The organism is Orenia marismortui DSM 5156, assembly GCF_000379025.1.
Classification (GTDB): domain Bacteria; phylum Bacillota; class Halanaerobiia; order Halobacteroidales; family Halobacteroidaceae; genus Orenia; species Orenia marismortui.
On sequence record NZ_KB900617.1, the window covers coordinates 44,504 to 69,580 of the forward strand.

A 25,077-nucleotide genomic window follows, 5' to 3' on the forward strand; every position below is an offset into this window, starting at 1 on the left:
CAAAGCTAAATGCCACCTCTGGTTCACATATTGTTCCGGACTGATTGCTCATCTCAAACTCTTCAGATTCTACCTCACGGTAGACACCCTGCTACTGTTGATTTCACACACCGTACTGGCGAAAACAGCATGGATAGGATTTTCACCTACTGTTTACTAAATCTACGAGGCACACATAAAATAAAGGATGCAAAAATGCATCCTTTATTAAAACTAATCTTCAATTTTAGGCTCTTTTAACATTAAAACAGCAATTATTATACCTAATACTGCAAGAGCAATCGTTGGATAGAAAGTATATAAATAACTTCCTAAAATATCTCGTAATTTACCTGCTAAAAGATTTCCTAATACAGCTCCTACACCATAGGCTGTAAATAAAAAACCATAGTTCTTACTATAATTTTTTGCACCAAAGAAGATTCCTGTAGCAGCAGGAGCTATAGCCAACCAGCCACCTAAATTAAGCCAGAATATAGCAAAAGCTACACCATATAAGAATATATTACCCTCACCAGCATTCAACATCAAAATAGAAGCTAAAATTATAAGCATATAGGAAATTATAGCAGCCTTTTTAGGATTAAGCTTATCTGTAATCCCTCCAAAAATAGGGCGTCCTATACCATTAAAAATGGCAAAAAATGATACCATAAAAGCTGCTGTACTAGCATCTAAATTCACTACTTCTTCTGCCACAGGGCTTGAGATTCCAATAGCCATTAAACCTACTAATGTTCCTATTACAAAACAAATCCAAAGTCCATAAAAAGTTGGTGTCTTGATCATATCCTTTGTATCTAAATTTATCTCATTTTTATCATTGGACTTATCTTGATCAGAGTCAATGCTTAATTCCCTTCCTGGAAACTTTAAAGGTAGAGCCAAAACAGTAATAATAATAGCAAAAGCTATACCTAAGATTTTAAAAGTTTGAAAAGGTCCATAAGAATTAACCAACCAATTAGCTAAAGGAGCTGTTACAAAAGGTGATAAACCAAATCCTCCCAAAGTCAAACCGACTGCTAATCCTTTTTTATCTGGAAACCATTTTGCAGCTACTGCCATAGGAGCACCATAGGCCACCCCTACTCCTGCTCCTGCAATTACACCATAAGAAATAATCAGCATATTTATACTAGAAGCAAACCCTGATAAAACCCAGCCGATAGAAACAATTAAACCACCAATTATAGTTATTAATTTAGGACCATACTTCTCTATTAATCCTCCTGCAATTGGCATTCCCAATGCATAAGATACTAAAAAGAACATATAAGGTAATCCACTTTGAGTAGCACCAATATTAAATAACTCCTCTATAGGCTTTCTGAATACACTCCAAGCATAGACTGTTCCCATACACATAAATATTATTAAGCCCAAAGGTATATATAGCCACCTCTTTTTTCCTTGAGTAATACTTGACTTCGACATACTTTCCAAATCAACTCCTCCTTTTATTATTTTAATCCTTTTAATAAGTTCATTATTATACTTATATTTTTCTGTAAAATACCTCTTACTATTTACACATAAAATATCTATACATAAAATAATAGATATATTATTATTATAAAATTATCGAAACAAAATAAGTCTAAGCTATTATTATAATCCCCAAATTAGAAACAATAATAACAACTATAACCTTATATAGCCTTCTATAATAATCTTATCTCTTTTGATGAATCCTTTATAAATTTAATAATTAAATATACAAAAAAAGGTCAACACCAAGCATTGCTAAGATTAATCTTAGCAATGCTTGGTGTTGACCTACATTAGACTGGTATAATATTATACCCTTCTTTTGCCTGCCAACGAGTCTTCTATTTTTATAATATCCCATAACACTATAAGAAAAAATAATATATCTATTATTAAAATACAATTATATTAAAAGTACTATTATTAGTTATTAATATAAATATCAGCTATGTTAATAACTAATAATATACTGATATCACTTAGTAATTACTTCCTTTATTATATCGAGATGAAGTAAGCTTGTCAAATACCTTAGCTAAGGGACAGCTTAGATTACTATAAATATATATATAATAAATTCTTAAGCTGAATATTTCTATTATTTGAAATGAAGTTTATAAACCTTTAAAAATTATATATTACTTATCTCTACTACGAACTTATTTTTTGCTCTAAATCAGCCGATAATTTAAAGACCATAATTCGTTCACCAGTTCTTGTACTAATATCACTATGAAATATAACTACTTCTTCCCCAGTTTGCTCCTTAATAATTTCACCTAATTTCTCTCGCCCAGCCTCTACTAAATCAGCACGAATTCTTTTAATAGACAATAACCCTTCTGTCGTCTCAGAAAGTTTATGTTCAGCAGGTGTTAAAAGCCCCTGTAAAACAACAATTATCATGTCACGAATAATATCAGTCTTTACACTAACTGGCCCTCGACCGAGAAAGTCTTTCTCCCATTGTGTTAATACTTTACTAATCTCTGCTTCTAATTGACCTTTAGTCATAACTTCTCCCTCCTACGCAAAAAAATATATATCATATCAATACTGATAATGATATATATATTTAAACTTAATCTATTAAAGCTTTAATAGATTAAATACATTTTAAAATAAAGTACTTTAGTTGTCAAGCTAAAACTATAAGGTAACTTTAAATCTCTATCTAAGTATACAGCCTTAGAACGAACTTTAAATATGACTTTATAGAATGATAAAGCGACAGTTTTGGAGTTAGGCGTTAGGAGCTAGGACATAGAAAGATCTTACTAACTCCTATTACCTATCACCTAGCACCTAAAAGTGTCTCTTTATATCCATTAAGTTTTACTTTAGACTTCGATATCTACAGATTATTAAATTATAAAAAACAATCTATTTAAAGATATTCCCACTGCTTATTCTGAATTATAAATTTCTTCCTTAAGATCTTCCCATGAAAAATTACTAAAAAATATACCTATAAAAACAGAAATTAGACCATAGATTAATAACTCTTGGACTGTTTTTTCTATAGTAACTAGTTTAAGTATTATAGGAATTATCATAATATTTAGCATATATACTAGCATATACTTTACCCTTAACTTATTAATAGTATTATTTATCTTTTCATCTTCTAAAACTGAATTCACATACAACTCAAAGATACCATTTATTAGTCCTAATATGATAAAAGAGAATATAGTTAAGAATGATTGAATTGATAGTCTTATTAGTCCATAGCCCTTATTCACTCCAAAATAAGGACTTAAGACGATAAGAATTATACAGATAATACTAACCAAACCATACTCCTTTAGTATAACCCCTTTAATTATATATTCCCAGTACTTTAGCTTATCAATCCGCTTTTTCTTCTCTTTCCAATTACTCTTCAATAACATTTTTAGCCTCCATAATAGAGTTAATTAAGATTTATTCTTTGTGAATTCATATAGATTATTTGATTATACTTTATTGAGCTAATAAGATTCGATCATTAGTAAGTCGATGGCCACTTACCTCTGTAAACTGCTCTAATAAATCATCAATAGTCATCTTAGCTCTCTCTTCTCCCTTTATATCTAAGACTATGTTACCATTATCCATCATAATCGTTCTACTTCCAAGTTCTATAGCATGATCTAAATCGTGAGTTACCATTAAAGTTGTCAGGTTATAATCATTAACTAGTCGCTTAGTAATATCTACAATATTTTGAGCTGTTTTTGGATCTAAAGCAGCAGTATGTTCATCTAATAATAATACCTTAGGCTGCTGTAAAGTTGCCATCACTAAGGTAAGTGCTTGACGTTGCCCACCAGACAATAAACCAACTTTGTCATCTAATCGATCTTCTAACCCCAAATTCAAGCTACTTAAAGCCTCTTTGAACTTCTTTCTTCTTGTACTAGCAACCCCTATACCAAAACCAAGTCTTGAACCTCTTTTTAAGGCTAAAACAAGATTCTCAGCAATCGTCATAGAAGCTGCTGTTCCTTGTAATGGATCTTGAAATACTCTACTAATTAAATTGGCACGTTGATAATCAGACTTAGCAGTTAAATCCTTTCCATCTATGATAACCTTTCCTCTATCCAAGTTCAAACTGCCTGCAACTACATTAAGCAAAGTAGATTTACCTGCTCCATTACTCCCAATCACAGTTGTAAATTCTCCTTCAGCTAACTCTAAACCAATGCCTTTTAAAGCAATATTTTCATTTACCGTCCCTTGATTAAATACCTTTATCCCATCTATTACTTTCAACATTAGCTAACACCTCCTGTTAACTTATTAGTATTAAATTTCTCTTTTATTGCTGGTGTCCCTAAAGCTAATATTACTAAAATTGCTGTTATAAGTTTTAAATCATTAGGATTTAAATTCAATCTCAAAGCTACTGTAATTACTAATCTATAAATTACAGAACCTAAAACAACACCTAAAGTAGCCCATTTTATTTTTTTATTCCTAATTATTGCTTCACCAATAATAACTGAGGCTAAACCAATAATAATCATTCCAATCCCCATTTTAACATCTGTAAAGCCTTGATGCTGCGCTACTAAAGCTCCAGATAAGGCAACCAATCCATTTGATAGTCCCAAACCTAAAATCACAGTTAAATCTGTATTTACCCCTAAACTTCTAACCATCTGCTTATTATCACCTGTTGCTCTTAATGCTAGACCTAATTCAGTCTTTAAAAACCAATCAATTAGAAATTTAACTATTGCTACAGATAATACAAAAAATAAAAATGTACTATTTGCTTCTGATATTCCTAATTTAGTTAATAAAGCAAAAATTTTATTGCTTCCTAATAGGGAGATATTTGCCCTGCCCATAATTCTTAAATTAACTGAATATAAAGCGGTCATAGTTAAAATCCCTGACAAAAGTCCCGTTATCTTTAATTTAGTATTTAATATTCCTGTAATAACTCCAGCCAATACACCACAAACTAATGCTATTAGAACAGCTAAAATAGGATGCCAACCTGAAACAATTAACTTAGCCCCTACAGCTGCCCCTAAAGGAAAACTTCCATCTACAGTAAGGTCAGGAAAATCTAATACTCTAAATGTTAAATAAACTCCTAAAGCCATAATTGCATAAACTAAACCTTGTTCTACAGAACTTAAAATGACATTTATATTCATAATCTACTCCTCCTACTTAATTACTTTTTTAGCTTTTTCAATTAGATCTTCTGATATTTCAACATGCATCTCTTTAGCAGCATTAAGATTAATAACTAAATCTGTATCTTCTAAGTATTCTATCGGCATCTCAGCTGGATCTGCACCATTAAAGATTTCCACAGCCATCTCTGCTGTTTGTCTTCCTAACCTATAATAGTTAACTCCAATTGTAGCTAAAGCACCCTTTTCTACTGGCTTATCTTCACCAGTTATTAAAGGTAAATTATTTTCATTAGCTACTTTAACCACAGACTGAATAGCAGAAACTACTGTATTATCTGTTGGTACATAAATTGCATCTACTCTCCCCACCAATGACTGGGCACTTTGATACACTTCATTACTAGAACTTACTGTAGCAGGAATTAATTCTAATCCTAATTCTTTAGCTGCGCTTTCAGCTAATTCTGCTTGCACAACAGAATTAGTCTCTCCTGCGTTATAAATAATACCTATTTTCTTAGCTTTAGGAGCTATCTGAGCTAGTAACTCAAGCTGCTCTCTAACAGGTGTTAAATCACTAGTCCCTGTAATATTAGAACCAGGCTTCTTCAAACTTTCCACTAAGCCTGCTGATTTAGGGTCTGTAACTGCTGTAATCAAAATTGGAGTATCTTTAACACTATTAGCTACTGCTTGTGCTGTTGGAGTAGCTATAGCTAATATTAAATCCAAATCATCATAAGCAAATTGTCTAGCTATTGTTTGAGCTGTAGACATATCACCTTGTGCGTTTTGATAATCATAACTCACATTTTCTCCATCTTTATAACCAGCTTTTTCAAGCTCTTTAATAAATCCTTCTCTAGCATCATCTAAAGCTGGATGTTCTACAATCTGTATAATACCTATTTTTTTGATATTATTACTCTCCACAGTTTTTTCGTTACTACACCCTACTAATAAAACTAACAATAAAGTCATAATTAATAATCCCGGAAATTTTCTAAACATCTTTTCAGCTCCTCTTAAAATTTAATAATAGAAGCAAGATAAGCAAACTTTTCTACCAAACTACACTTCTTACTGGTTATTATTTAATTACCTTCTTAGCTTGACTTAATAAATCTTCTTTAATCTCAACGTTCATCTTCTCTGCAGCTTTAAGGTTAATAACTAAGTCAGTATTTTCCAAATATTGTATTGGCATTTCTGCTGGCTTAGCTCCATTAAAGATTTTTATGGCCATCTTTCCAGTCTGCTTTCCTAAATTGTAGTAATTAATACCTACTGTAGCTAATCCGCCATTCTCAACTGAATTATCTTCACCTACTATTAATGGTAGGTTGCTTTTGTTAGTCACTTTAACCACAGACTGAATAGCAGAAACTACTGTATTATCTGTTGGTACATAAATTGCATCTACTCTCCCCACTAATGACTGGGCACTTTGATACACTTCATTGCTAGAACTTACTGTAGCAGGAATTAATTCTAATCCTAACTCTTTAGCTGCGCTTTCAGCTAATTCTGCTTGCACAACTGAATTAGTCTCTCCTGCATTATAAATAATACCTACCTTCTTGGCCTGTGGTACTATCTTAATTAATAATTTAAATTGTTCTTTAACAGGTGTTAAATCACTAGTTCCTGTAATATTCGCACCAGGTTTCTCTATACTTTCCACTAGTCCTGCTGATTTAGGATCTGTAACTGCTGTAATCAAAATTGGAGTATCTTTAACACTATTAGCTACTGCTTGTGCTGTTGGAGTAGCTATAGCTAATATTAAATCCAAATCATCATAAGCAAATTGTTTTGCTATTGTTTGAGCTGTGGACATATCACCTTGTGCATTTTGATAGTCATAACTGATATTTTCACCTTCTTTATAACCTGCCTCTTCTAATACCTTAATAAATCCTTCTCTAGCATCATCTAAAGCTGGATGCTCTACAATCTGAATAATACCTACCTTCTTAATTTTATTCTCTTGAGGTGTTTTTTTAATATTTTGATTAGAACAAGCTACTAACAAAGTCATTAATAAAATAATTGTAATTAAACTACTCAATACTCTACTTCTCATCTTATTTACCCCCATTTTTATAATTAATTTTTACTAGAAAAAAATTACTCCATACAAAAGAAAAACCACTCCTGTAAGAGTGGCTAATTTATTAACAAACAGATATAGTAACTAACAGATACTACACCTATTTATCACATCCATATTTCCTACTAAACTACCACTCTACTTTTTTTCTACTACTAACAGCTACTTAATACCTACTAAAATTACCACACTACTATTTTACTATTTATTTATTCTCTTTTATTACAATAAATTATAATTTATTTATATTATGATGTCAAGAAAAACTTAATCCCTAGTACTCACTAATTATTTAATATCATCTCACAGATTTGATCTATAATCTGCTTTGCTACCTCTAGCTTACTAGCTTTGGGTATATCTACTTCTCTATCTTTACTAATAATTATTACTTTATTATTATCAGCAGCAAAACCTGTATCTGCAGAAGTTATATCATTAGCAACTATTAAATCAGCATTTTTTCTTGCTAACTTATCTTTGGCATTCTCTAATAAGTTATCGGATTCAGCTGCAAATCCTACTAAAATCTGATTATCTTTATCCTTTCCTAGCTTAGCTAAAATATCTTCTGTTCTTTCTAGCCTAATAACTAAGTCCCCTGACTCTTTTTTTATCTTATTATTTGAATAATCTTTAGGGCGGTAATCGGCAACAGCAGCAGCCATAATAATTATATCTTGTTCTGCCCTATACTTAAAAACAATCTCTTCCATCTCAGCAGCTGTTCTAACCTCTATCTTTTTTACTCCTTTAGGGTCATTCAAAGTTGTAGGTGCTGAAATTAAAGTTACATCTGCACCTCTAGCTTGAGCCATTCTGGCTAATGCATAACCCATCTTTCCTGATGAATGATTACCAAGATACCTTACCGGATCTAAAGCCTCCATAGTTCCTCCAGCTGTTATCAATACCTTCCTATCATTTAAATCTTCTTCTGGAGCTAATAAATATGCAATTGAAGTTTCAACAATTTCTAATGGTTTTGCTAATCTACCTCTTCCTTCATATCCGCATGCTAAATAACCTGCATCTGCTTCAATAATCTTATAATCCTTTTCCCGAAGATAAGATAAGTTATCTTGGAAGATTGAGTTACTATACATATTAACATTCATAGCTGGACATAAAACAACAGGAGCCTGTGTAGCCATTACTGTTGTTGATAGCATATCATCAGCAATACCATTAGCTATCTTTCCCACAATATTAGCAGTAGCAGGAGCTATTAACATTAAATCAGCCTTATCAGCCAAAGAGATATGTTCAACATCCCAATATTGAGCTCTACCAAACATCTCCACTACTACTGGATTATGACTTAATGATTGGAAGGTCATAGGTTTTACAAATTCAGTAGCCGACTTAGTCATAATTACATAAACATCTGCTCCTAATTTCTTTAATCTACTTACTATCTCTACAGACTTATAAACTGCTATTCCTCCAGTCACACCTATTACTACATTCTTGCCTTCTAACATAACAGATTTTACCTCCTATATAAACTATTTTTATAAAAATAAAAATGCCTTCCTATCCAGTTAGAACTAAGTTCTATCAATACTCAAACTGAAAGAAGACATTTTACATAAATTTATATTTTTTCTTCAGGAACTAGTTTATCTTCAATAATTTCTTCTAACGCCTTAGAAACATCTTTAGAGCCTTTATACTCTTCTAATAATCCTTCTGCTCCATCATTTAATTTTCTAGCTCTTTTAGAAGCTATTATAATTGCTGAAAAAGCAGAACCACACTTATCTACTAAATCATTCATCTCTGGGTATGATAACAATATTATCCCTCCTATTAATTAGTGATCAGTGACTAATTACTAAAGTTTACACCTTTCCGCAATAATAATTGATTTTAACTTATCTACTGCAGAAGCCACTTTATCATTAATAATTAAATAATCATATTTATTTATTTCTTCTATTTCTTTAGTAGCGTTTTTCATTCTAGTATTAATTGCTTCTTGAGTCTCTGTACCCCTTTTATTAATCCTAGATTTTAACTCTTCTAAAGATGGTGGTGCCAAGAAAACAAAGATCCCTTCATCAAAACTCTCCTTTACTTGCTTTGCACCCTGAATATCAATCTCCAAGATTACATCTTTGCCAGTTGCCAAGGTTTCTTCGACATAACTTTTAGGAGTTCCATAATAATTATTATGCACCTCTGCCCATTCAATAAATTCATCTTCTTTTATTAATTTCTTGAATTTATTCAGTGACATAAAGAAATAATCTTTTCCATCTAGCTCCCCTTGACGTGGTTGGCGAGTAGTAGCTGATACAGAATAGCATATATCATCATAATCTTTTAATAATGCTCTTAAAACTGTTCCTTTTCCTACTGCAGAGGGCCCAGATAGGATGATTAAGTTTCCCCGCTTATCTTTATAATTTAACATGCTTAATCCCCCACTTCAAATACTTATTACTCATCATCTGTTAAACGTTGTGAAACTGTTTCTGGTTGTACTGCAGATAGAATAATATGATCACTATCAGTAATAACAACTGCTCTAGTTCTTCTACCATAAGTAGCGTCAATTAACATTCCTCTATCACGAGCATCTTGTATAATTCTTTTTATTGGTGCAGACTCTGGACTAACAATAGCAATAATTCTGTTAGCTGCAACAATATTTCCAAACCCAATATTGATTAATTTAATATTCATTAATAATCCTCCTTAAAATTATAATAACGAACACTTTATAGATGGTAATTATATTATATGTAAAGATATATTATAAATATTTAGACTAGTTTATAATATATCATAAATCAATCATGTTTTGCAAGAAAAAAATTATATTTTAAACTCTAATAAGCCTTTATAGTACAAGTACTTTATATCTGAAAACTATTAAATTTATTATAAAAAATGAGGATTAATATATATTCCTTTTGTTTTTCTGCTAACCTTCTATTATCTTATGGTTAACCTCTTTTATGATCATATCATGAGTCTTAACATGTGAAAACAAATAAGCAATCAATAAATCATATTCTTTCTGGTCAATCTCATTGTAATATAACATACTATCTAAAATAGGGACAGGAAATCTATCTTTAGGAACAATAGCTAATAATTTTTTTTTACCATTGGGCATCTTAACGAATATTTGTAAATCATTGATTTTAGAACTGAAAAGAGATAACTTACCCTTCTTAATAAAGTAATTATTAGTAGGTAATTTGCAAAGTTCAGAGTTAATACTTGGAGTCGAAACTATATAATATATTTGTTCAAAAGAAAATTCCAAATCATTAAAGCTATACCCTAGCTTTTTTAATTTCTTAGTAGCAAAAAAATCAAGCCCCAAACAATAGAGTTTCTCTCCAGTTAACAATATAATAGTTATATAAAGAAACATCCCAATAATTAATAAATTATCTAGCATCATATACCACTCCTCTTTATTTTAAACTATAAACATTTAGAGGCTTTATAATTTTAATTTTAAGTTTAATATTTCTTAAAAATTGATAATTATTTTTTCTTATCTATTAAATAGTCTTTATATAATTTAACATTGTCTCTTCCACATAATTTAGCATAATACAATGCTTCATCTGCAACATTTAATAACTCACGATCACCACTTGCATCTTTAGGAAAGACAGCTACTCCCACACTAATAGTAACTTTAGATTTAGGTTGTGTCTCTTGATTTTTAAATTTACTTTCTGATACCTTTCTTCTAATTCTATCAGCTATAGATAAAGCCAACTTTTGAGATATATTAGGTAGAATAATAGAAAACTCTTCTCCACCAAACCTACACACAATATCTTCATCTCTCACATTACTTGCTAGTATACTAGATAATTGTTTTAATGCTTCATTTCCAGCAGGATGTCCATTGTTATCATTATAAACTTTAAAATAATCTATATCTATCATCATCAAAGCCAAACAAGTTTCTTTTTCTCTACATTCTTCTATCTTATCTTTTATACTTGTTTGAAAGAACCTTTGATTATAAAGTCCAGTTAAATTATCTTTAATAACCATATCTTCTTTTAATTTATTAAGCTTTGCATTCTGGATAGCTATAGCAGCTTGGTTAGCAAAAGGTAATAAAGAATCAATATCTTCGTAAGTAATTTCTTTTTGATTCACTATATTATCTACTGTCAATATTCCAATTACATTACCTTTAACTATAAGGGGAACTAATGCAAAAGCTTCCATACCTAATTTAGCAGCTAGTTCACATTGAAAATTATCATCAGGATTCATCCATTTAATATTATAAGATTGTTGATTTTCTATAGCTTTAGTAGCTATATTATCTTTATTCAAATCAAAAACTAAGTTTTGAATAAGATCATTTAACTCTATATGAGTTGCTTCAAGTTCTTGCTGAATAAAGATCATCTCTTCTAAATTAATTTTATCTTTGGCAATATTCTCCCAAATTTTCAGGCCTTCTTCTTGATTTAAAGGACCAATACCAATATTCCCCTTTAACACATTATCCTCTCCAGCAATTAAAAATAAAATAGCTCGATTAAACTCTAAACCTGACCCAGCAGTTACTGAAGATAATATGATATGTAGGATCTTGTCCAATTCTAAAGTTCCTTGCAAAAGAGCACTAACTTCTCTTAAACCTCTTAATTCTTTAATCTGACTAGATAATTTTAAATTTAATTGTATACTATTTTTCAATTTATTTTGGATTATATTAAAGACTCGACCTAAAAATAAAATTGTTATTAAAAAGAATAATATCTGATATGTAAGCGATATCACACTAATATCTGAAAGTATTAATACAGGAAGGGAAACCAATAATGAAATTACTCCACCAAGTGTATCAAACAATATTATACTAAGAATAATAAATATATATATAGCCACAATACCTAATTCTTTATTTAATAAATCAGTAAACAATATATTATTTGATATAAATATCATAATTAAACCAACTAACATAAGTAATTTTACTATCTTTGATTTATTTATAACAGATGAAACTAAGCTTATAATCATAGGCACTAATAAAGAGATTAATATAAAAATAGATATTCTTAACATCTATCCCCCTCCTCCTATTAATATATTCTATACTAGTATACTTTTACCTGCTATCTAATTATGAAATATTATGAAATTATTTTAGTAAATTACAATCCTATATTCCTTAAAATATGAGCAAAATAATAAAGCTTGTGGCTATAGCCACAAGCTTTAAATAATAATTATAATTGAGTTACTACTTCTGAACATCTAGCACAGATTTCTGGATGTTCTTCATTATTACCGACACTTTCACTATAATTCCAGCAGCGGTCACATTTTTCTCCGGCTGCTTGAGTTACTGCTACTTTAATATCAGACTCTTTTCCAGCATATAAATCATCACTTTTTTCTTCATCATCTTCTGATAATTCAGCAACAGAAACGATAAATAACTCTGCTAAATTATCAAATTTAGATAAGAATTCATAAGTCTTTTCACCTGCATAAATCTTAACAGCAGCATCTAAGGAATGTCCTACCACTTTATCTTTACGAGCAATCTCTAATGCCTTAGAAACATCTTTTCTAATAGTTAACAATTCTTCCCACTTAGCTTCTAGATCTTCATTGATATATTCTTCTTTGACAGTTGGCCAGTCTTCTAAGAATACACTCTCAGCATGGTCACCTTCTGGTAAGTGTTTCCACACTTCTTCAGCTGTATGAACTAAGATCGGTGAAACAATCTTAATTAGTGTAGTCAAAATTTCATACATAGCTGTTTGACCAGACTTACGTACTGGGTCATTCGGATTTAAGATATATAATCTATCTTTCAAAATATCCATATAGAAAGAACTTAAATCTACTAAGCAGAAGTTATGAACTGCATGATAAATTTTATGGTATTCATAATTTTCATAAGCTTCTTCTACCACTTGAACTAATTTTTGTAATTTCATTACTCCCCAACGATCAATTTCAGTTAATTCATTATAAGCAAGCTTATCCTCTGCTGGATTGAAATCGGATAAATTACCCAAAATATAACGAGAAGTATTTCTAATCCTACGATAAACCTCGGCATTCTCTTTTAATATCTTATCAGAAACTCTAACATCCTCTTTAAAGTTAGAAGATGCAACCCATAGTCTTAAAATATCTGCACCATATTGCTTGATAATATCATGAGGTGAGACAACATTACCAATAGACTTAGACATCTTCTTACCTTTCTTGTCAACGGTAAATCCATTAGTTACAACTGCTTTATATGGAGCTTCTCCTCTAGCTGCAATAGAAGTCAGTAATGAAGAGTTAAACCAACCACGATATTGGTCAGTACCTTCTAAATATAGATCTGCAGGTCTATCTAAGATATCATAATTTTCTAATACAGCAGCATGACTAGCTCCTGAATCAAACCATACATCCATAATATCATGTTCTTTTTCAAAGTCACTGCAACCACACTCACAAGTTGTCCCTTCAGGAAGCATCTCATTAGCCTTTAATTCATACCAAATACCTGATCCTTGATCAGCAAATAACTCTTTTACTGCTTCAATAGTATCTTCTGTTACTATTGTCTCCCCACAATCTTTACAATAGAAGATTGGAATTGGAACTCCCCAAACTCTCTGACGCGAAATACACCAATCAGTTCTATTTTCGATCATATTAGAGATTCTCTTTTCTCCCCATTCAGGATACCAATCAACATTTTTAACAGCTTCTAAAGCCTCATCTTTAATATCCTCTACACTAGCAAACCATTGTTTTGTAGCTCTAAAGATAACTGGATTCTTACATCTCCAACAATGTGGATAAGAATGATCAATAAAGTTTAAATTCATTAATAAGTCATCTTTTTTCAATAAGTCTGTTACTTTAATATTAGCATCATCATAATACATTCCTTCAAATTCTGGCCCTGCTTCTTCAGTAAATGTTCCTGTATTGTCCATTGGTGCGAATACTGGAATATCATATTCTTGACAAACAACATAGTCATCATGACCATGACCTGGAGCAGTGTGTACACAACCAGAACCTTGTTCTAAGGTAACATGGTCTCCTAGAATTAATAGTGATTCTCTATCATAGAATGGATGCTTACATGTAACTCCCTCTAACTCTTCACCTTTAAATTCAGCTACTATACTATACTCTTTAATTCCACAAATATCCATCATTTGATCTAATAACTCTTTAGCTGCTACAATTCTGCCATTATTAGTCTCAACAATTACATAATCAAATTCAGGATGAACTGAAATTGCCATATTAGATGGAATAGTCCATGGAGTTGTAGTCCAGATAACTACATAGTCATCAGTTGTTAGCTCTTCTCCACCTAAGACTTTTCCTTCTTTTACTGGAAATTTAACAAAGATAGAAGGCCCTCGACTATCTTGATATTCAATCTCTGCTTCTGCTAATGCAGTTTCGCAATCAGTACACCAATGTACTGGCTTTAATCCTTGATATAGTAAGCCCTTTAATGCCATTTGACCAAAAACATCAATCTGCTTTGCCTCATATTGAGGATCTAAGGTAATATATGGATTATCCCAATCTCCCCATACACCTAATCGCTTGAATTGTCCTTTTTGTCTTTCTACATATTTTAATGCATAATCTCTACACATATCTCTTAATTCTGTAGTAGATAACTCTTTTCTTTTTTCTCCTAACTCCTTAGTCACCTTATGTTCAATTGGTAGTCCATGAGTATCCCACCCTGGAACATAAGGAGCTTGAAATCCTTTTAAGTGGTTATATCTAGTAACAATATCCTTTAAAATTTTATTTAATGCATGACCGATATGAATATCTCCATTTGCATAAGGGGGACCATCATGTAAAATAAACTGTTTAGCCCCTTCTCTCTTCTTTAATGCTTTCTCATAGATGCCCTTCTCTTCCCAAAACTTTTGGAATTCTGGTTCCCGCTTTGCTAAATTAGCCCGCATAGGAAATTTTGTTTTAGGTAAATTTAACGTATCCTTATAATTCATCTTTACACCCCTCTTTTTATAGTTGACAGTTGACAATGTACAGTTGACAACCTTTAAATATCTTATATTATTCAAAGATTAAACTATTTTCTATACACCGAAAACTATATTATAAAGCAAAAATAAACTTAGTTAGTACTCATTCTTCTATAATCAAAATTTCAAAAACTAATTTAAAATAATTTTTTATCACGGATATCCATAGGTTTACACGAATACTTTAAAAGATTTTCATTGTAATATAATAATTTATCCGTGTTTTATTCATATCAATCAGTAGCTAATAAGTCTTTTATTTTTACTGGCTAAACCATTGAAACTCTTTAAAACTTATAATTCCTTTCAAAAAATAAAAAAACTCCTCCCTGAAAGGGACGAGATTATAATCGCGGTACCACCCTAATTAGTATAATTTTAGCTGCTAGCTACTGGCTAATAATATACTCACTCAAACAGAATAACGGTCTGCTCCGATTCCTTCTACTATTTTAATTTCAAAGGAATAGCTAAGAGACGATCTTCAATAAAGCTTCTGTTCCTAGGCTTACACCATCCCTAGTTCGCTATAACTTCTACTTCATCTACTCTTCTCTATGATTGCTATTTAATCATATAACATTTTGTCTTACATTATAATACATTTCTTAAATTAAGTCAATAGAGAATTAAAAATAACCTTCTAGCTATTATTATTAAAAACAACCCATTATAATAATAATTAAGTTTCTAAAAACTAAATCAATAAACTCATGTTGTCAACTTACTCAGCTAAATCATCTAAAATCATACTATTAAAACCTCTCCTAAGACCTAAACTAAATATCATATATTTTTAATACTCATCAGGAAGGTTTATGTTTTTATTGAAGATACATAGATTCTTTTATATTAATTTTTCAGATCATATTCCCCAAAATATAGATATAAAAAGAGGAACTATAATTGCTAAGATTATTTCTAAAGGTGCACCTACACGAATAAAATCACGGAACCTATATCCTCCTGGACCATAAATCATTAAATTTGTTTGATATCCAATTGGACTTGAAAAAGCAGCACTAGCAGCAAAGGTTACTGCTAGTACAAAAGCAAAGGGATTAGCTCCAATTTGCTCAGCTGCATTGACTGCTACAGGAATCATAAGTACTGCCGTTGCATTATTACTGATAATATTAGTTAATAAAACTGTGAAGTAATAGAAGATACCCAATATTACAACCGGCGGAAAGATACCTGTTACTTGTAGTAATTGACTAGCTATAAATTGTGCAGTACCAGTCTGCTCAATTGCCACCCCCAATGGAATTAAACCAGCCAATAAAAAGACTACTTCCCAGTTTATTGCTTCATAAACTTCATTAGGTTTTACCAAATTAGTAGCAACCATTGCTATTACCCCACCTAAGGTAGCAATAGCAATCGAAATAATATTCATTGAAGCTAGAATAATTACAGATGATAAAATTCCTAGTGCTAAAAATATTTTAGAAGGGCTATAATTGGGTCTTTCTACATCATCTTCAATAATAAAACTCATATTATTATCTAAACGCTTCAAAGTAGCATCTGTTACTAGCAAAAGTAATACATTTCCTGATTTCAGGCGAAAACTCTTTAAATTTTTGTAAGATATCTTTTCATTATGCTTAATAGCCAATAAACTGGCATCATAACGTTCAAGAAAATTAACATTATTAATAGTTTGACCTGTCATAAAGGAATTATCAGGAATAACAACTTCTATAATTTTCTGACCTTGAACTGAATCTTCTAGTTGATTTTGATTAATTTTAATATCTAGCAATAAACTTATCCCTTTATTCTCAATAAATTTTAATAATGTTTCTTTTGCAGCTCTGATTACCAAATGATCTCCAGACCTAATCGTCTTTACATCTAATGGCTCCATAAATTGTTCCCCTTCACGAGTCATTTGAATAACATCTAAATCTTTATCCAAATTTTTGAAGGCTTCACCTATACTTTTACCCAATAAAGGAGAATTATCATCAATTTTTACTTCCGTTAAAAACTTCTCCATTTTGTAATCTTTTAACAAACTTTTAGACTCAACTTTTATTCTCTCTGGAATTAAATAATACCCAACTGTAACTAAATAAATAAACCCTACTCCAAATACTATTATACCTAATTTAGTAAACTCAAACATCCCAAAAGGATGATTGATAAGTCGAGCAGATACTTGACTGGCTAAAATATTAGTAGATGTACCTAATAATGTTATAGTTCCTCCTAACATCGAGGCATAAGAAAGAGGAATTAATAACTTTGATGGTGATACTTTTGTTCTACGCCCCAGATTAGTCACCATTGGAACAAAAGCCGCTACTACTGGTGTATTGTTAATAATACTAGCAATAAATCCTGTAAAAGCAGTAATTGTTCCTACCTGCTTCTTCTGATTATCTCCTGTAAAACTTTCTAGTTTATTACCTAATAATTGCACTGCTCCACTATTTTGAATTCCCCTACTTAAAACAAACATAGCCATTATCGTCACAGTTGCGCTATTACTAAAGCCTGATAATGCTTGTTCATTAGATACCTTGGTCCATAGATTTAAAGCTACAAGAATCACTGGAACTGCTAATGCTATAATCCCAATTGGAACTGGTTCCCAAACAAATAACCCTAATAATAATATTATTACCGAGCCAACTATTGCTATACTAGTATTAAATTTAGGGATTATTTCTGTATAATTGTTTAAATTATCTGCTGCTTGAGATATTACTGGATAAAGACAAGCTAATAACATTCCTATTAATAATATAAATACTATTTTTTTAACTTGCATAAACAAATAAACCCCTCCTCAATCTAATTACTAGCAATCCCTCCTCTTAAACGGAATTCCATCCATTTTTAGCTTAATACCATATATTCTCTATTACCTTAGTAGTCTTTTATAATAGGAAATAAAAATACTTTCTCTAACTGTTTAATAGTTTTTTAGCAAAAAAATTTACACCTAGCTATTTAATTAACCTTAAGTAGCAAAAGATAAAAGGAAATGAAAAATTCATTCCTCCAATATATCAAATATTCTAGTATTAATTGGTGTGAAAGATAATCTATTAATTTCTTAAAAACAGATAATAATTTTTGATTTTTTCAATAAATGTCTCCCTATAGAAATATCTTTATAAACTCTTATTTCTTTTGGGCAATATCAAATAAAGCTAAGATAGAATATTCACATTCTTTAGATAGATTCATTATTTGCTCTATTTATCCGATATCTAGGCAGCTCTAACACTGCTTCTTCAATTTTAATTACGCAATGTTGATCGTGATACTACCGAATCGACTTGGCATAACCACGATCTTTTATATTAATACGCAATGTTGATCGTGGTACTACCGAATCGACTTGGCATAAGCTCACTCTGAAACTAAACAGTCACTTTATACTTTATGTGAAAATTTGATCTATATAACTAATATATATTATTCATAATGATAAGTTGAATTTAATAATAATCCATATCTCTTTTTACTACTAAAAAGAAGTAATACTATTCATTTCACCTTAGATTTACATCTAACCTTAGATAAAAATTTAAAATCAATCTATATATTCTTCAACATTTCTACTACTATCTTATACGAATTATCAGCAGCTATCTTTGCAAATTCATCAAAGGAAATATTAGCTTCTCCATCAGCTTTGTCAGACATTGAACGAATGATTACAAAGGGCTTAGAATTCAAAAAACATACCTGTCCTACTGCTGCTCCTTCCATTTCAGTACAATAACCTCCAAAAGTACTTTCTAACCAGGCTACCTTTTCTCTATCAGCTATGAATTGATCTCCTGATAAGACTCTTCCTATCAAAACTTTGATATCTTCTTTAGCCGTGACCTTCTCTCCTGCAACTTTAGCTAAATTAACTAACTTCTCCTCAGCCTCAAAAAATACTCTATCCAAGCCAGGAACTTCGCCATATTCTCTACCAAAACCTGTAACATCAATATCATGTTGTGCTACCTCACTAGAGATCACAATATCACCAACATCTAACACTGGATCAACAGCACCAGCTACACCAGTAAAGATAATTTGATCAATAGCAAAATCATCAATTAAAATCTGAGTACAAACAGCAGCATTTACCTTACCTATACCACTACGAACTAAAACAACTTCCTTATCAAGCAACTCTCCTGCATAAAACTCCATACTCGCCTTATTAAGAGTGTCCTTTAAGTCTAATTCCTCTTTTAACAACTCTATTTCTATATCCATTGCTCCAATAATACCTATTTTCAATTATCTTCACTCCTCTATATAAAAGTAACTATTAGCTACTAGCTAACAGTTAATAAACACATTATGTAGTAAGCATTGACTTAACCTTAACTCCATCTATATTACCAGCCTTACCAGCTAGAGCTCCAATCTCATCATTAGTTCCATCCACAATTAAGGAAATAATATTCAAACCTCGATCATCATAAGGCAAACCCATTCTTCCAACAATAATATCCCCATAATCAGCCAAAATATCATTTACCTTATTAGCAGCTTCTAAGCGATCAGAAATAACAATACCAATAACTCCAATACGCTTTTCCATCTAATCTCCCCCCTTACTTCTACTATTAATCTTCTTCTACAAATTCTAATTCTTCTTTAATAGCCTGTAAATCCACATTATCATCTTCTAACATCTCTAAATGACTTTCTAAGAACTGTTTTAACCTAATTTTTGTCAAACGTTCAACATTTGATAGTTTATTGTACTGCTTATATTTTTCTTCTGCTTTATTTTGAGCAACTTGTACTATTTTTTTAGATTCCAATTTAGCATTTTGAATTATATCTCTAGCTTTCAGTTCAGCCTCTCTGATAATAAATTCTGCCTCTTTTTCTGCTGTGATTTCTCTAGTTTTAACTACTTCTTCTGCTTTATTCATCTTTTCTTCTATAGCATATTCTTTTTCTTCATAAGTTTCTACTTCATTTTTTAACTCTTGTATCTCTAGCCTTAACTTATCATTCTCTGATATAATCTCTTCATAGTAGACACCTATTAAATCTAAATAATCATCTACCTCTTGAGTATCATAACCTCTAAGAGTTTTTTTAAATTTTTTATTGTAAATATCTGCAGGTGTAAAAGACATAAGTTATCTCCTCCTAAATATATCGCTTCAATTTTACTTTGATTCTTCCTCGATTAGATTCACCTAATAATTCATCAATCTCTACTCTTCCTCTACCTCGAATAGATATAATATCATCTGTTTGCACAAAGTGTGCTGGATTATCAATAACTTTCCAATTTACCTTTACTTTTCCTTGTTCTATCTCTTTACTCATTTTATTCCTTGAGGTTGAAAAACCTGAACTAGCTATAGAATCAAGTCTCAAGGAAGCAACAGTTGTATTTATCTCTTTTATTCTTTCAGGCTCAATTTCTAAAGCATCAAAATCCATCTCTACTACCTCAACTCCAATTTTATGGACTTGCTCAAGGTTTAATAATAGATAATCTCTTATCTCTTTAGCAACAACAGCTTGACATCCTTGCTTATATAAAATTAAATCACCAACCATCTCTCTTTTAATTCCAGTTCCCAAAATTGACCCCAAGAAATCTCTATGGCTTACTTTTTGAAATTTAAATTGTCCTCTAATATCGAGTAAAACAATAGGACTTTCAACTATGTCTGGCAGATAATAATCTGGCATTAAGGATATTCTTCTTCTTTCAGCCCTATCATAACCACCATATTCCAAAAACTTCAGATTAGGAATCTGCTCTAAAATTGCTTTAGCTAAATACAAGTGGTGAGGGTTAAGAAAATTAGTAAAGGTTGGTTGATGCCTGTTTAAAGCTAAATCTGCTTTATCTAAAATCTGTGATAACTCTATTCTATCCTCTTCATTATTTACATGAGAGAGCAACCTCTCTTTATCAACCACTATTATCACTCCTAGTACCTTAATTGTTGATAATTAGTCGATATCGACTAATTATCAATATCTAATTACTAAAATAAATAAATTAATAGTCTAATCAATCCATCTCTAATGATTTGTAAAGCTAAAAAGGCAATAATTGGTGAAAAATCAATTCCTCCAAAGGAAGGCAACAACTCACGAATTGGTCCTAAGATTGGTTCTGTAAAACGATAAATAAACTCCATTAGCTTTCTCATCCCTTCATGATGAGCTGGAGGACGTACCCATGATGCTATAATCCTAGCAAGAATTAAATAATAAAAGAACTTAAAAACTAAATCTACCAGTGAAATTAACATCTATTACTCCTCCCCCCTTAATTCTTTAGATTTCAATGTAGCCGCTTCTATAGCCGAATAAAAAGCTGAACGAACTCCTTTTTCTTCTAATATCTTTAAACCTGTAATTGTTGTACCTCCAGGAGAGGTTACCATATCCTTTAATTGAGCAGGATGCTTTTCTAACTCTAAAACCATTTTAGCAGAGCCAATTATAGTTTGTAAAGCTAATTCTAAAGCATTATCTCTGGATAAACCAACATTTACTCCTGCATCAGCTAAGGCCTCAATAATTAAATAGATATAAGCTGGACCACTTCCACTTAACCCAGTTACAGCATCCATTAAATCTTCTTCTACCTCAACTAGATTACCAACACTACTAAATATCTCTTCTACTAATTCTTTATCCTCTGCTTCAAAATCGCTTCCTAGGGTATAGGCTATAGCTCCTTCACCAATTAAAGCAGGAGTATTTGGCATCAATCTAACAACTGTATTATTTGAAGATAAATATTCTTTTATCATTTTAGTTGTAACCCCTGCTGCTATTGAGAATATTTTTTGAGATTCATCAATATCTTCTTCTAACTCTTTTAAAACTACAGGAATCACTTTAGGCTTAACTGCCATAATAATATAATCTACATTCTTAAGCAATTCAAAATTATCTTTAGCTATTATTACCTGATACTTATCCTTTAATAAGTCTAACCTTTCTGCTTTAATATCACTAATATACATCTGATTTGGCAGAAAGATCCCAGAATTTAAAATACCTTTGATCAAAGCTTCTGCCATAGACCCCGCACCAATAAATCCTATCTTCTTATTACTTGGCATATAAACTCTCCTTCTCTTCTTTAGATAGACCATTATTATCAGCTTGATAATTTATCTCTACAGTTTCAGGTGCAAATAAAAAGATGCCTTCACTAACCTTTTCTACATTTCCATCTAAAGCATAAATCACTCCACTTATAAAATCAATAATTCTAGTAGCTAGTTGATGTTCTACATCACTTAAGTTAAGCAATACCGACTGCTTATTTTTTAATTCATCAGCTATCTGCTGTGTATCTTCAAAAGAACTAGGCTTAATAATTGTCATATTCTTTTCAGAATCAGAAACAATAGAATTAAAATCTAGATCTCTTTCAATGTCATCTTGCTGATAACTATTACTCTCTCTCTCTATCTCTTGGGGACTTAAAGAAAAGAATTGATCAATTTTATTTAATAAAGTATCTATAAACTCCATCATTTATACTCCCTTTCTCCAAAAATTCCTGATCCAACCCTTAAAATAGTTGCTCCTTCTTCAATTGCCACCTCTAAATCATTGGTCATCCCCATCGATAATTCATCCATCTCCACATTTTCTATTCCTATAGCTTCTATTTTTAACGCTAATTCTTTTAATTTGCGAAAATATGGCCTTACCTCTTCAGGGTCATCAGAATATGGAGCAATTGTCATTAATCCTTTTATCTTTACATATTCAAGTTTAGATATATTCTTAATCAATTCAATTGCTTCTTTAGAATAAATACCAAATTTATTATCATCTTCAGCAGTATTTACTTGTATAAGAATATTCATTACCCTATCTTCTTGCTTAGACCTTTTATTGATCTCCTTAGCTAACCTTAAACTATCTACAGAATGAATCAAGGTACATCTATGTCTTCTAGCTAAATACTTAACCTTATTTCTTTGTAAGTGACCAATCATATGCCACCTTACTTCAGAATCAAATTCATCATATTTATCTGTTAATTCTTGTACCCTACTCTCTCCAAAATCATTAATTCCATCATCTAAAATAACTTTCATCTTCTCCAAAGAATGATATTTAGAGATAGGTAATAATTTAATCTCTGAAATATTACGTCCTGCTCTTTTAGCAGCCTTCTCAATTCTCTCTTCTATTTTATGTAATCTACTTTGGATATCTTGCATAATCAACCTCCCTACTATAATTATATATTTATTATTCTTTTTCTGCAAAAAAAATACACCTATCTGGTGTATTATAGAAATAATTAAATATAGCTAAATAAATATACCAATTACAAAGTTTATTTTTTAACGATTATTAGATATTAATTAATTTCTGGCTTTTAGTTAAACATTTTAATATTTGCTTAAAACTAAAAACCAGAAATCAGTATCTAAATTGATATAATAATACACCCATTTAAGATATAAGAGTTATTATAATGAACTAGCTGCTATTTCAGCCAATTCTGATCTTTCACCTTTAGATAAAGTTATATGACCAACTAATTCTTTATCTTTTAATCTCTCAACTAAATAAGTTAACCCATTGCTATTACTATCAAGGTATGGATGATCAATTTGATAAGGGTCTCCAGTCAATACAATCTTTGTATTCTCACCTGCTCGAGTAATAATAGTCTTAATCTCATGGGGAGTTAGGTTTTGTGCTTCATCAACTATAATAAATTGATTTGGAATACTTCTACCTCTAATATAAGTTATTGCTTCCATTTCAATTAAACCCATTTCCTTTAAATCTGCTACAGCACTGGCTGTATTCTCATCTTTGCCCCCTACCAAAAATTCCATATTATCAAAGATAGGTCTCATCCAAGGAGCTAACTTTTCATCTTTATCTCCTGGTAAGAACCCTAAATCATTACCCATAGGAACAATAGGACGTGTTACTATCAACTTTTTATAATCTTTATCTTCTACAACTTTTTGTAATCCCGCTGCTAAAGCTAATAATGTCTTTCCAGTACCTGCTTTCCCCACTAAAGTAACTAATTTAATATTATCATTTAACAATAATTCAAAAGCACATCTCTGTTCTCTATTTCTAGGAACAATCCCCCATACATCGCTAGAATTAAATATAAATGGGACTAAATAATTTTTACTTTTATCATATCTACATAGAGCAGATTGAGATCCACCAAAACTATCCTCTAAATTAACAAATTGATTAGAATATAGCTTTTCATCTAAAGATAATTCTTCTTGATTCAATCGCTTATTTGAAAAGAAGCTATTGATTTTATCAGCAGGAACTTTTATATCTTTAAGTCCTGAGTATAATTCATCAATATCAATTGCATCTGTAGCATAATCTTCAGCTTTAATGCCCAGTGCATCTGCTTTAATTCTCATATTGATATCTTTAGTAACTAAAATAACGGGAATATCTTGTTCATTTTGTAAACCTAAACTTGTAGCTAAAATTCGATTGTCAGGTTTGTTAGGATCAATACCTTTAGGTAATTGAGCTAGAACTTGATGGTTTAATTCAATTTTAATCTTACCACCATTATCTAACTCTACTCCTTCAGATAACTTCCCTTTTTTCCTTAGTTCATCTACATATCTTGAGAATAATCTGGCATTTCTACCAACTGAATCCTGCCTTTTCTTCTTATCATCTACTTCTTCAATCACAACCATTGGAATAATTATATTATTATCTTCAAATGAAAATATTGATTTTGGATCATGAAGTATAACATTTGTATCTAATATATAAATTTTTTTCATAATTATCCACCCCA

24 protein-coding genes and 1 other annotated feature are annotated in these 25,077 nt (G+C 30.9%); all 24 genes read right to left on the reverse strand.

Annotated features, from left to right (window positions below):
- Positions 1–213: 213 nt before the first annotated feature.
- The gene (locus tag OREMA_RS0100215) at positions 214–1,437 is read right to left on the reverse strand and encodes an L-lactate MFS transporter (protein WP_026188854.1); all 1,224 of its coding nucleotides are present in this window, start codon (positions 1,435–1,437) and stop codon (positions 214–216) included.
- Positions 1,438–2,142: 705 nt separating this feature from the next.
- Positions 2,143–2,505 (reverse strand): DUF2294 domain-containing protein, encoded by a 363-nt coding sequence (locus OREMA_RS0100220; RefSeq protein WP_018247264.1) that lies wholly within the window; start codon positions 2,503–2,505, stop codon positions 2,143–2,145.
- Positions 2,506–2,897: 392 nt separating this feature from the next.
- Positions 2,898–3,386, reverse strand: a complete 489-nt coding sequence (locus OREMA_RS0100225) for a hypothetical protein (protein WP_018247265.1) — start codon at positions 3,384–3,386, stop codon at positions 2,898–2,900.
- Between the two features lie 70 nt (positions 3,387–3,456).
- A complete protein-coding gene (locus OREMA_RS0100230; protein ID WP_018247266.1) occupies positions 3,457–4,254 on the reverse strand; it encodes an ABC transporter ATP-binding protein in 798 nt (265 codons plus the stop codon).
- Positions 4,254–5,147 carry an ABC transporter permease gene (locus OREMA_RS0100235; RefSeq protein ID WP_018247267.1) on the reverse strand — a complete coding sequence of 298 codons (894 nt, stop codon included), beginning with the start codon at positions 5,145–5,147 and terminating at the stop codon, positions 4,254–4,256. The genes OREMA_RS0100230 and OREMA_RS0100235 overlap by 1 nt, the downstream gene beginning before the upstream one ends.
- A gap of 12 nt (positions 5,148–5,159) precedes the next feature.
- A complete protein-coding gene (locus OREMA_RS0100240) occupies positions 5,160–6,143 on the reverse strand; it encodes an ABC transporter substrate-binding protein (protein WP_018247268.1) in 984 nt (327 codons plus the stop codon).
- Positions 6,144–6,222: 79 nt separating this feature from the next.
- Positions 6,223–7,218 (reverse strand): ABC transporter substrate-binding protein, encoded by a 996-nt coding sequence (locus OREMA_RS0100245; RefSeq protein ID WP_018247269.1) that lies wholly within the window; start codon positions 7,216–7,218, stop codon positions 6,223–6,225.
- A 311-nt stretch (positions 7,219–7,529) separates the two neighbouring features.
- A complete protein-coding gene (coaBC, locus tag OREMA_RS0100250; RefSeq protein ID WP_018247270.1) occupies positions 7,530–8,729 on the reverse strand; it encodes a bifunctional phosphopantothenoylcysteine decarboxylase/phosphopantothenate--cysteine ligase CoaBC in 1,200 nt (399 codons plus the stop codon).
- Positions 8,730–8,842: 113 nt separating this feature from the next.
- Complete coding sequence (gene rpoZ / locus OREMA_RS0100255; protein WP_018247271.1) at positions 8,843–9,043, reverse strand: DNA-directed RNA polymerase subunit omega; 201 nt, start codon at positions 9,041–9,043, stop codon at positions 8,843–8,845.
- A 39-nt stretch (positions 9,044–9,082) separates the two neighbouring features.
- Positions 9,083–9,664 (reverse strand): guanylate kinase, encoded by a 582-nt coding sequence (gene gmk / locus OREMA_RS0100260; RefSeq protein WP_018247272.1) that lies wholly within the window; start codon positions 9,662–9,664, stop codon positions 9,083–9,085.
- A 26-nt stretch (positions 9,665–9,690) separates the two neighbouring features.
- Positions 9,691–9,936: an extracellular matrix/biofilm regulator RemA gene (gene remA / locus OREMA_RS0100265; RefSeq protein ID WP_018247273.1), complete on the reverse strand. Its 246-nt coding sequence runs from the start codon at positions 9,934–9,936 to the stop codon at positions 9,691–9,693.
- 241 nt (positions 9,937–10,177) lie between these two features.
- Entirely contained in the window at positions 10,178–10,663 is a 486-nt protein-coding gene (locus tag OREMA_RS0100270; protein WP_018247274.1) for a hypothetical protein, read from the reverse strand.
- Positions 10,664–10,752: 89 nt separating this feature from the next.
- Positions 10,753–12,309, reverse strand: a complete 1,557-nt coding sequence (locus OREMA_RS18075; RefSeq protein WP_018247275.1) for a sensor domain-containing diguanylate cyclase — start codon at positions 12,307–12,309, stop codon at positions 10,753–10,755.
- Positions 12,310–12,473: 164 nt separating this feature from the next.
- Positions 12,474–15,254, reverse strand: a complete 2,781-nt coding sequence (ileS, locus tag OREMA_RS0100280) for an isoleucine--tRNA ligase (protein ID WP_018247276.1) — start codon at positions 15,252–15,254, stop codon at positions 12,474–12,476.
- Between the two features lie 367 nt (positions 15,255–15,621).
- Positions 15,622–15,861, reverse strand: a binding site (T-box leader).
- Positions 15,862–16,155: 294 nt separating this feature from the next.
- Entirely contained in the window at positions 16,156–18,072 is a 1,917-nt protein-coding gene (locus OREMA_RS0100285; RefSeq protein WP_083900067.1) for an SLC13 family permease, read from the reverse strand.
- A 776-nt stretch (positions 18,073–18,848) separates the two neighbouring features.
- Positions 18,849–19,550 carry a 5'-methylthioadenosine/adenosylhomocysteine nucleosidase gene (locus OREMA_RS0100290; RefSeq protein ID WP_018247278.1) on the reverse strand — a complete coding sequence of 234 codons (702 nt, stop codon included), beginning with the start codon at positions 19,548–19,550 and terminating at the stop codon, positions 18,849–18,851.
- Between the two features lie 61 nt (positions 19,551–19,611).
- Positions 19,612–19,857 (reverse strand): TM1266 family iron-only hydrogenase system putative regulator, encoded by a 246-nt coding sequence (locus tag OREMA_RS0100295; protein WP_018247279.1) that lies wholly within the window; start codon positions 19,855–19,857, stop codon positions 19,612–19,614.
- A 25-nt stretch (positions 19,858–19,882) separates the two neighbouring features.
- Positions 19,883–20,407 (reverse strand): DivIVA domain-containing protein, encoded by a 525-nt coding sequence (locus tag OREMA_RS0100300; RefSeq protein ID WP_018247280.1) that lies wholly within the window; start codon positions 20,405–20,407, stop codon positions 19,883–19,885.
- Positions 20,408–20,420: 13 nt separating this feature from the next.
- The gene (locus tag OREMA_RS0100305; RefSeq protein ID WP_018247281.1) at positions 20,421–21,209 is read right to left on the reverse strand and encodes a photosystem II S4 domain protein; all 789 of its coding nucleotides are present in this window, start codon (positions 21,207–21,209) and stop codon (positions 20,421–20,423) included.
- A gap of 68 nt (positions 21,210–21,277) precedes the next feature.
- A complete protein-coding gene (locus OREMA_RS0100310) occupies positions 21,278–21,547 on the reverse strand; it encodes a YggT family protein (protein ID WP_018247282.1) in 270 nt (89 codons plus the stop codon).
- Positions 21,548–21,550: 3 nt separating this feature from the next.
- A complete protein-coding gene (gene proC / locus OREMA_RS0100315) occupies positions 21,551–22,369 on the reverse strand; it encodes a pyrroline-5-carboxylate reductase (RefSeq protein ID WP_018247283.1) in 819 nt (272 codons plus the stop codon).
- Positions 22,359–22,787 carry a cell division protein SepF gene (locus OREMA_RS16865; protein ID WP_018247284.1) on the reverse strand — a complete coding sequence of 143 codons (429 nt, stop codon included), beginning with the start codon at positions 22,785–22,787 and terminating at the stop codon, positions 22,359–22,361. Before OREMA_RS16865 ends, proC begins: the two co-directional genes overlap by 11 nt.
- Positions 22,787–23,488, reverse strand: a complete 702-nt coding sequence (locus tag OREMA_RS0100325; RefSeq protein WP_018247285.1) for a YggS family pyridoxal phosphate-dependent enzyme — start codon at positions 23,486–23,488, stop codon at positions 22,787–22,789. The genes OREMA_RS16865 and OREMA_RS0100325 overlap by 1 nt, the downstream gene beginning before the upstream one ends.
- A gap of 255 nt (positions 23,489–23,743) precedes the next feature.
- Positions 23,744–25,063, reverse strand: coding sequence for a PhoH family protein (locus OREMA_RS0100330; protein WP_018247286.1), 1,320 nt, complete (start codon positions 25,061–25,063; stop codon positions 23,744–23,746).
- Positions 25,064–25,077 lie beyond the last annotated feature (14 nt).

Coding starts and splice junctions, on each gene's coding strand:
- OREMA_RS0100215 (WP_026188854.1), bottom strand. CDS start 1,437: ATGTCGAAGTCAAGTATTACTCAAGGAAAAAAGAGGTGGCTATATATA.
- OREMA_RS0100220 (WP_018247264.1), bottom strand. CDS start 2,505: ATGACTAAAGGTCAATTAGAAGCAGAGATTAGTAAAGTATTAACACAA.
- OREMA_RS0100225 (WP_018247265.1), bottom strand. CDS start 3,386: ATGTTATTGAAGAGTAATTGGAAAGAGAAGAAAAAGCGGATTGATAAG.
- OREMA_RS0100230 (WP_018247266.1), bottom strand. CDS start 4,254: ATGTTGAAAGTAATAGATGGGATAAAGGTATTTAATCAAGGGACGGTA.
- OREMA_RS0100235 (WP_018247267.1), bottom strand. CDS start 5,147: ATGAATATAAATGTCATTTTAAGTTCTGTAGAACAAGGTTTAGTTTAT.
- OREMA_RS0100240 (WP_018247268.1), bottom strand. CDS start 6,143: ATGTTTAGAAAATTTCCGGGATTATTAATTATGACTTTATTGTTAGTT.
- OREMA_RS0100245 (WP_018247269.1), bottom strand. CDS start 7,218: ATGAGAAGTAGAGTATTGAGTAGTTTAATTACAATTATTTTATTAATG.
- coaBC (WP_018247270.1), bottom strand. CDS start 8,729: ATGTTAGAAGGCAAGAATGTAGTAATAGGTGTGACTGGAGGAATAGCA.
- gmk (WP_018247272.1), bottom strand. CDS start 9,664: ATGTTAAATTATAAAGATAAGCGGGGAAACTTAATCATCCTATCTGGG.
- remA (WP_018247273.1), bottom strand. CDS start 9,936: ATGAATATTAAATTAATCAATATTGGGTTTGGAAATATTGTTGCAGCT.
- OREMA_RS0100270 (WP_018247274.1), bottom strand. CDS start 10,663: ATGCTAGATAATTTATTAATTATTGGGATGTTTCTTTATATAACTATT.
- OREMA_RS18075 (WP_018247275.1), bottom strand. CDS start 12,309: ATGTTAAGAATATCTATTTTTATATTAATCTCTTTATTAGTGCCTATG.
- ileS (WP_018247276.1), bottom strand. CDS start 15,254: ATGAATTATAAGGATACGTTAAATTTACCTAAAACAAAATTTCCTATG.
- OREMA_RS0100285 (WP_083900067.1), bottom strand. CDS start 18,072: ATGCAAGTTAAAAAAATAGTATTTATATTATTAATAGGAATGTTATTA.
- OREMA_RS0100295 (WP_018247279.1), bottom strand. CDS start 19,857: ATGGAAAAGCGTATTGGAGTTATTGGTATTGTTATTTCTGATCGCTTA.
- OREMA_RS0100300 (WP_018247280.1), bottom strand. CDS start 20,407: ATGTCTTTTACACCTGCAGATATTTACAATAAAAAATTTAAAAAAACT.
- OREMA_RS0100310 (WP_018247282.1), bottom strand. CDS start 21,547: ATGTTAATTTCACTGGTAGATTTAGTTTTTAAGTTCTTTTATTATTTA.
- proC (WP_018247283.1), bottom strand. CDS start 22,369: ATGCCAAGTAATAAGAAGATAGGATTTATTGGTGCGGGGTCTATGGCA.
- OREMA_RS16865 (WP_018247284.1), bottom strand. CDS start 22,787: ATGGAGTTTATAGATACTTTATTAAATAAAATTGATCAATTCTTTTCT.
- OREMA_RS0100325 (WP_018247285.1), bottom strand. CDS start 23,488: ATGCAAGATATCCAAAGTAGATTACATAAAATAGAAGAGAGAATTGAG.
- OREMA_RS0100330 (WP_018247286.1), bottom strand. CDS start 25,063: ATGAAAAAAATTTATATATTAGATACAAATGTTATACTTCATGATCCA.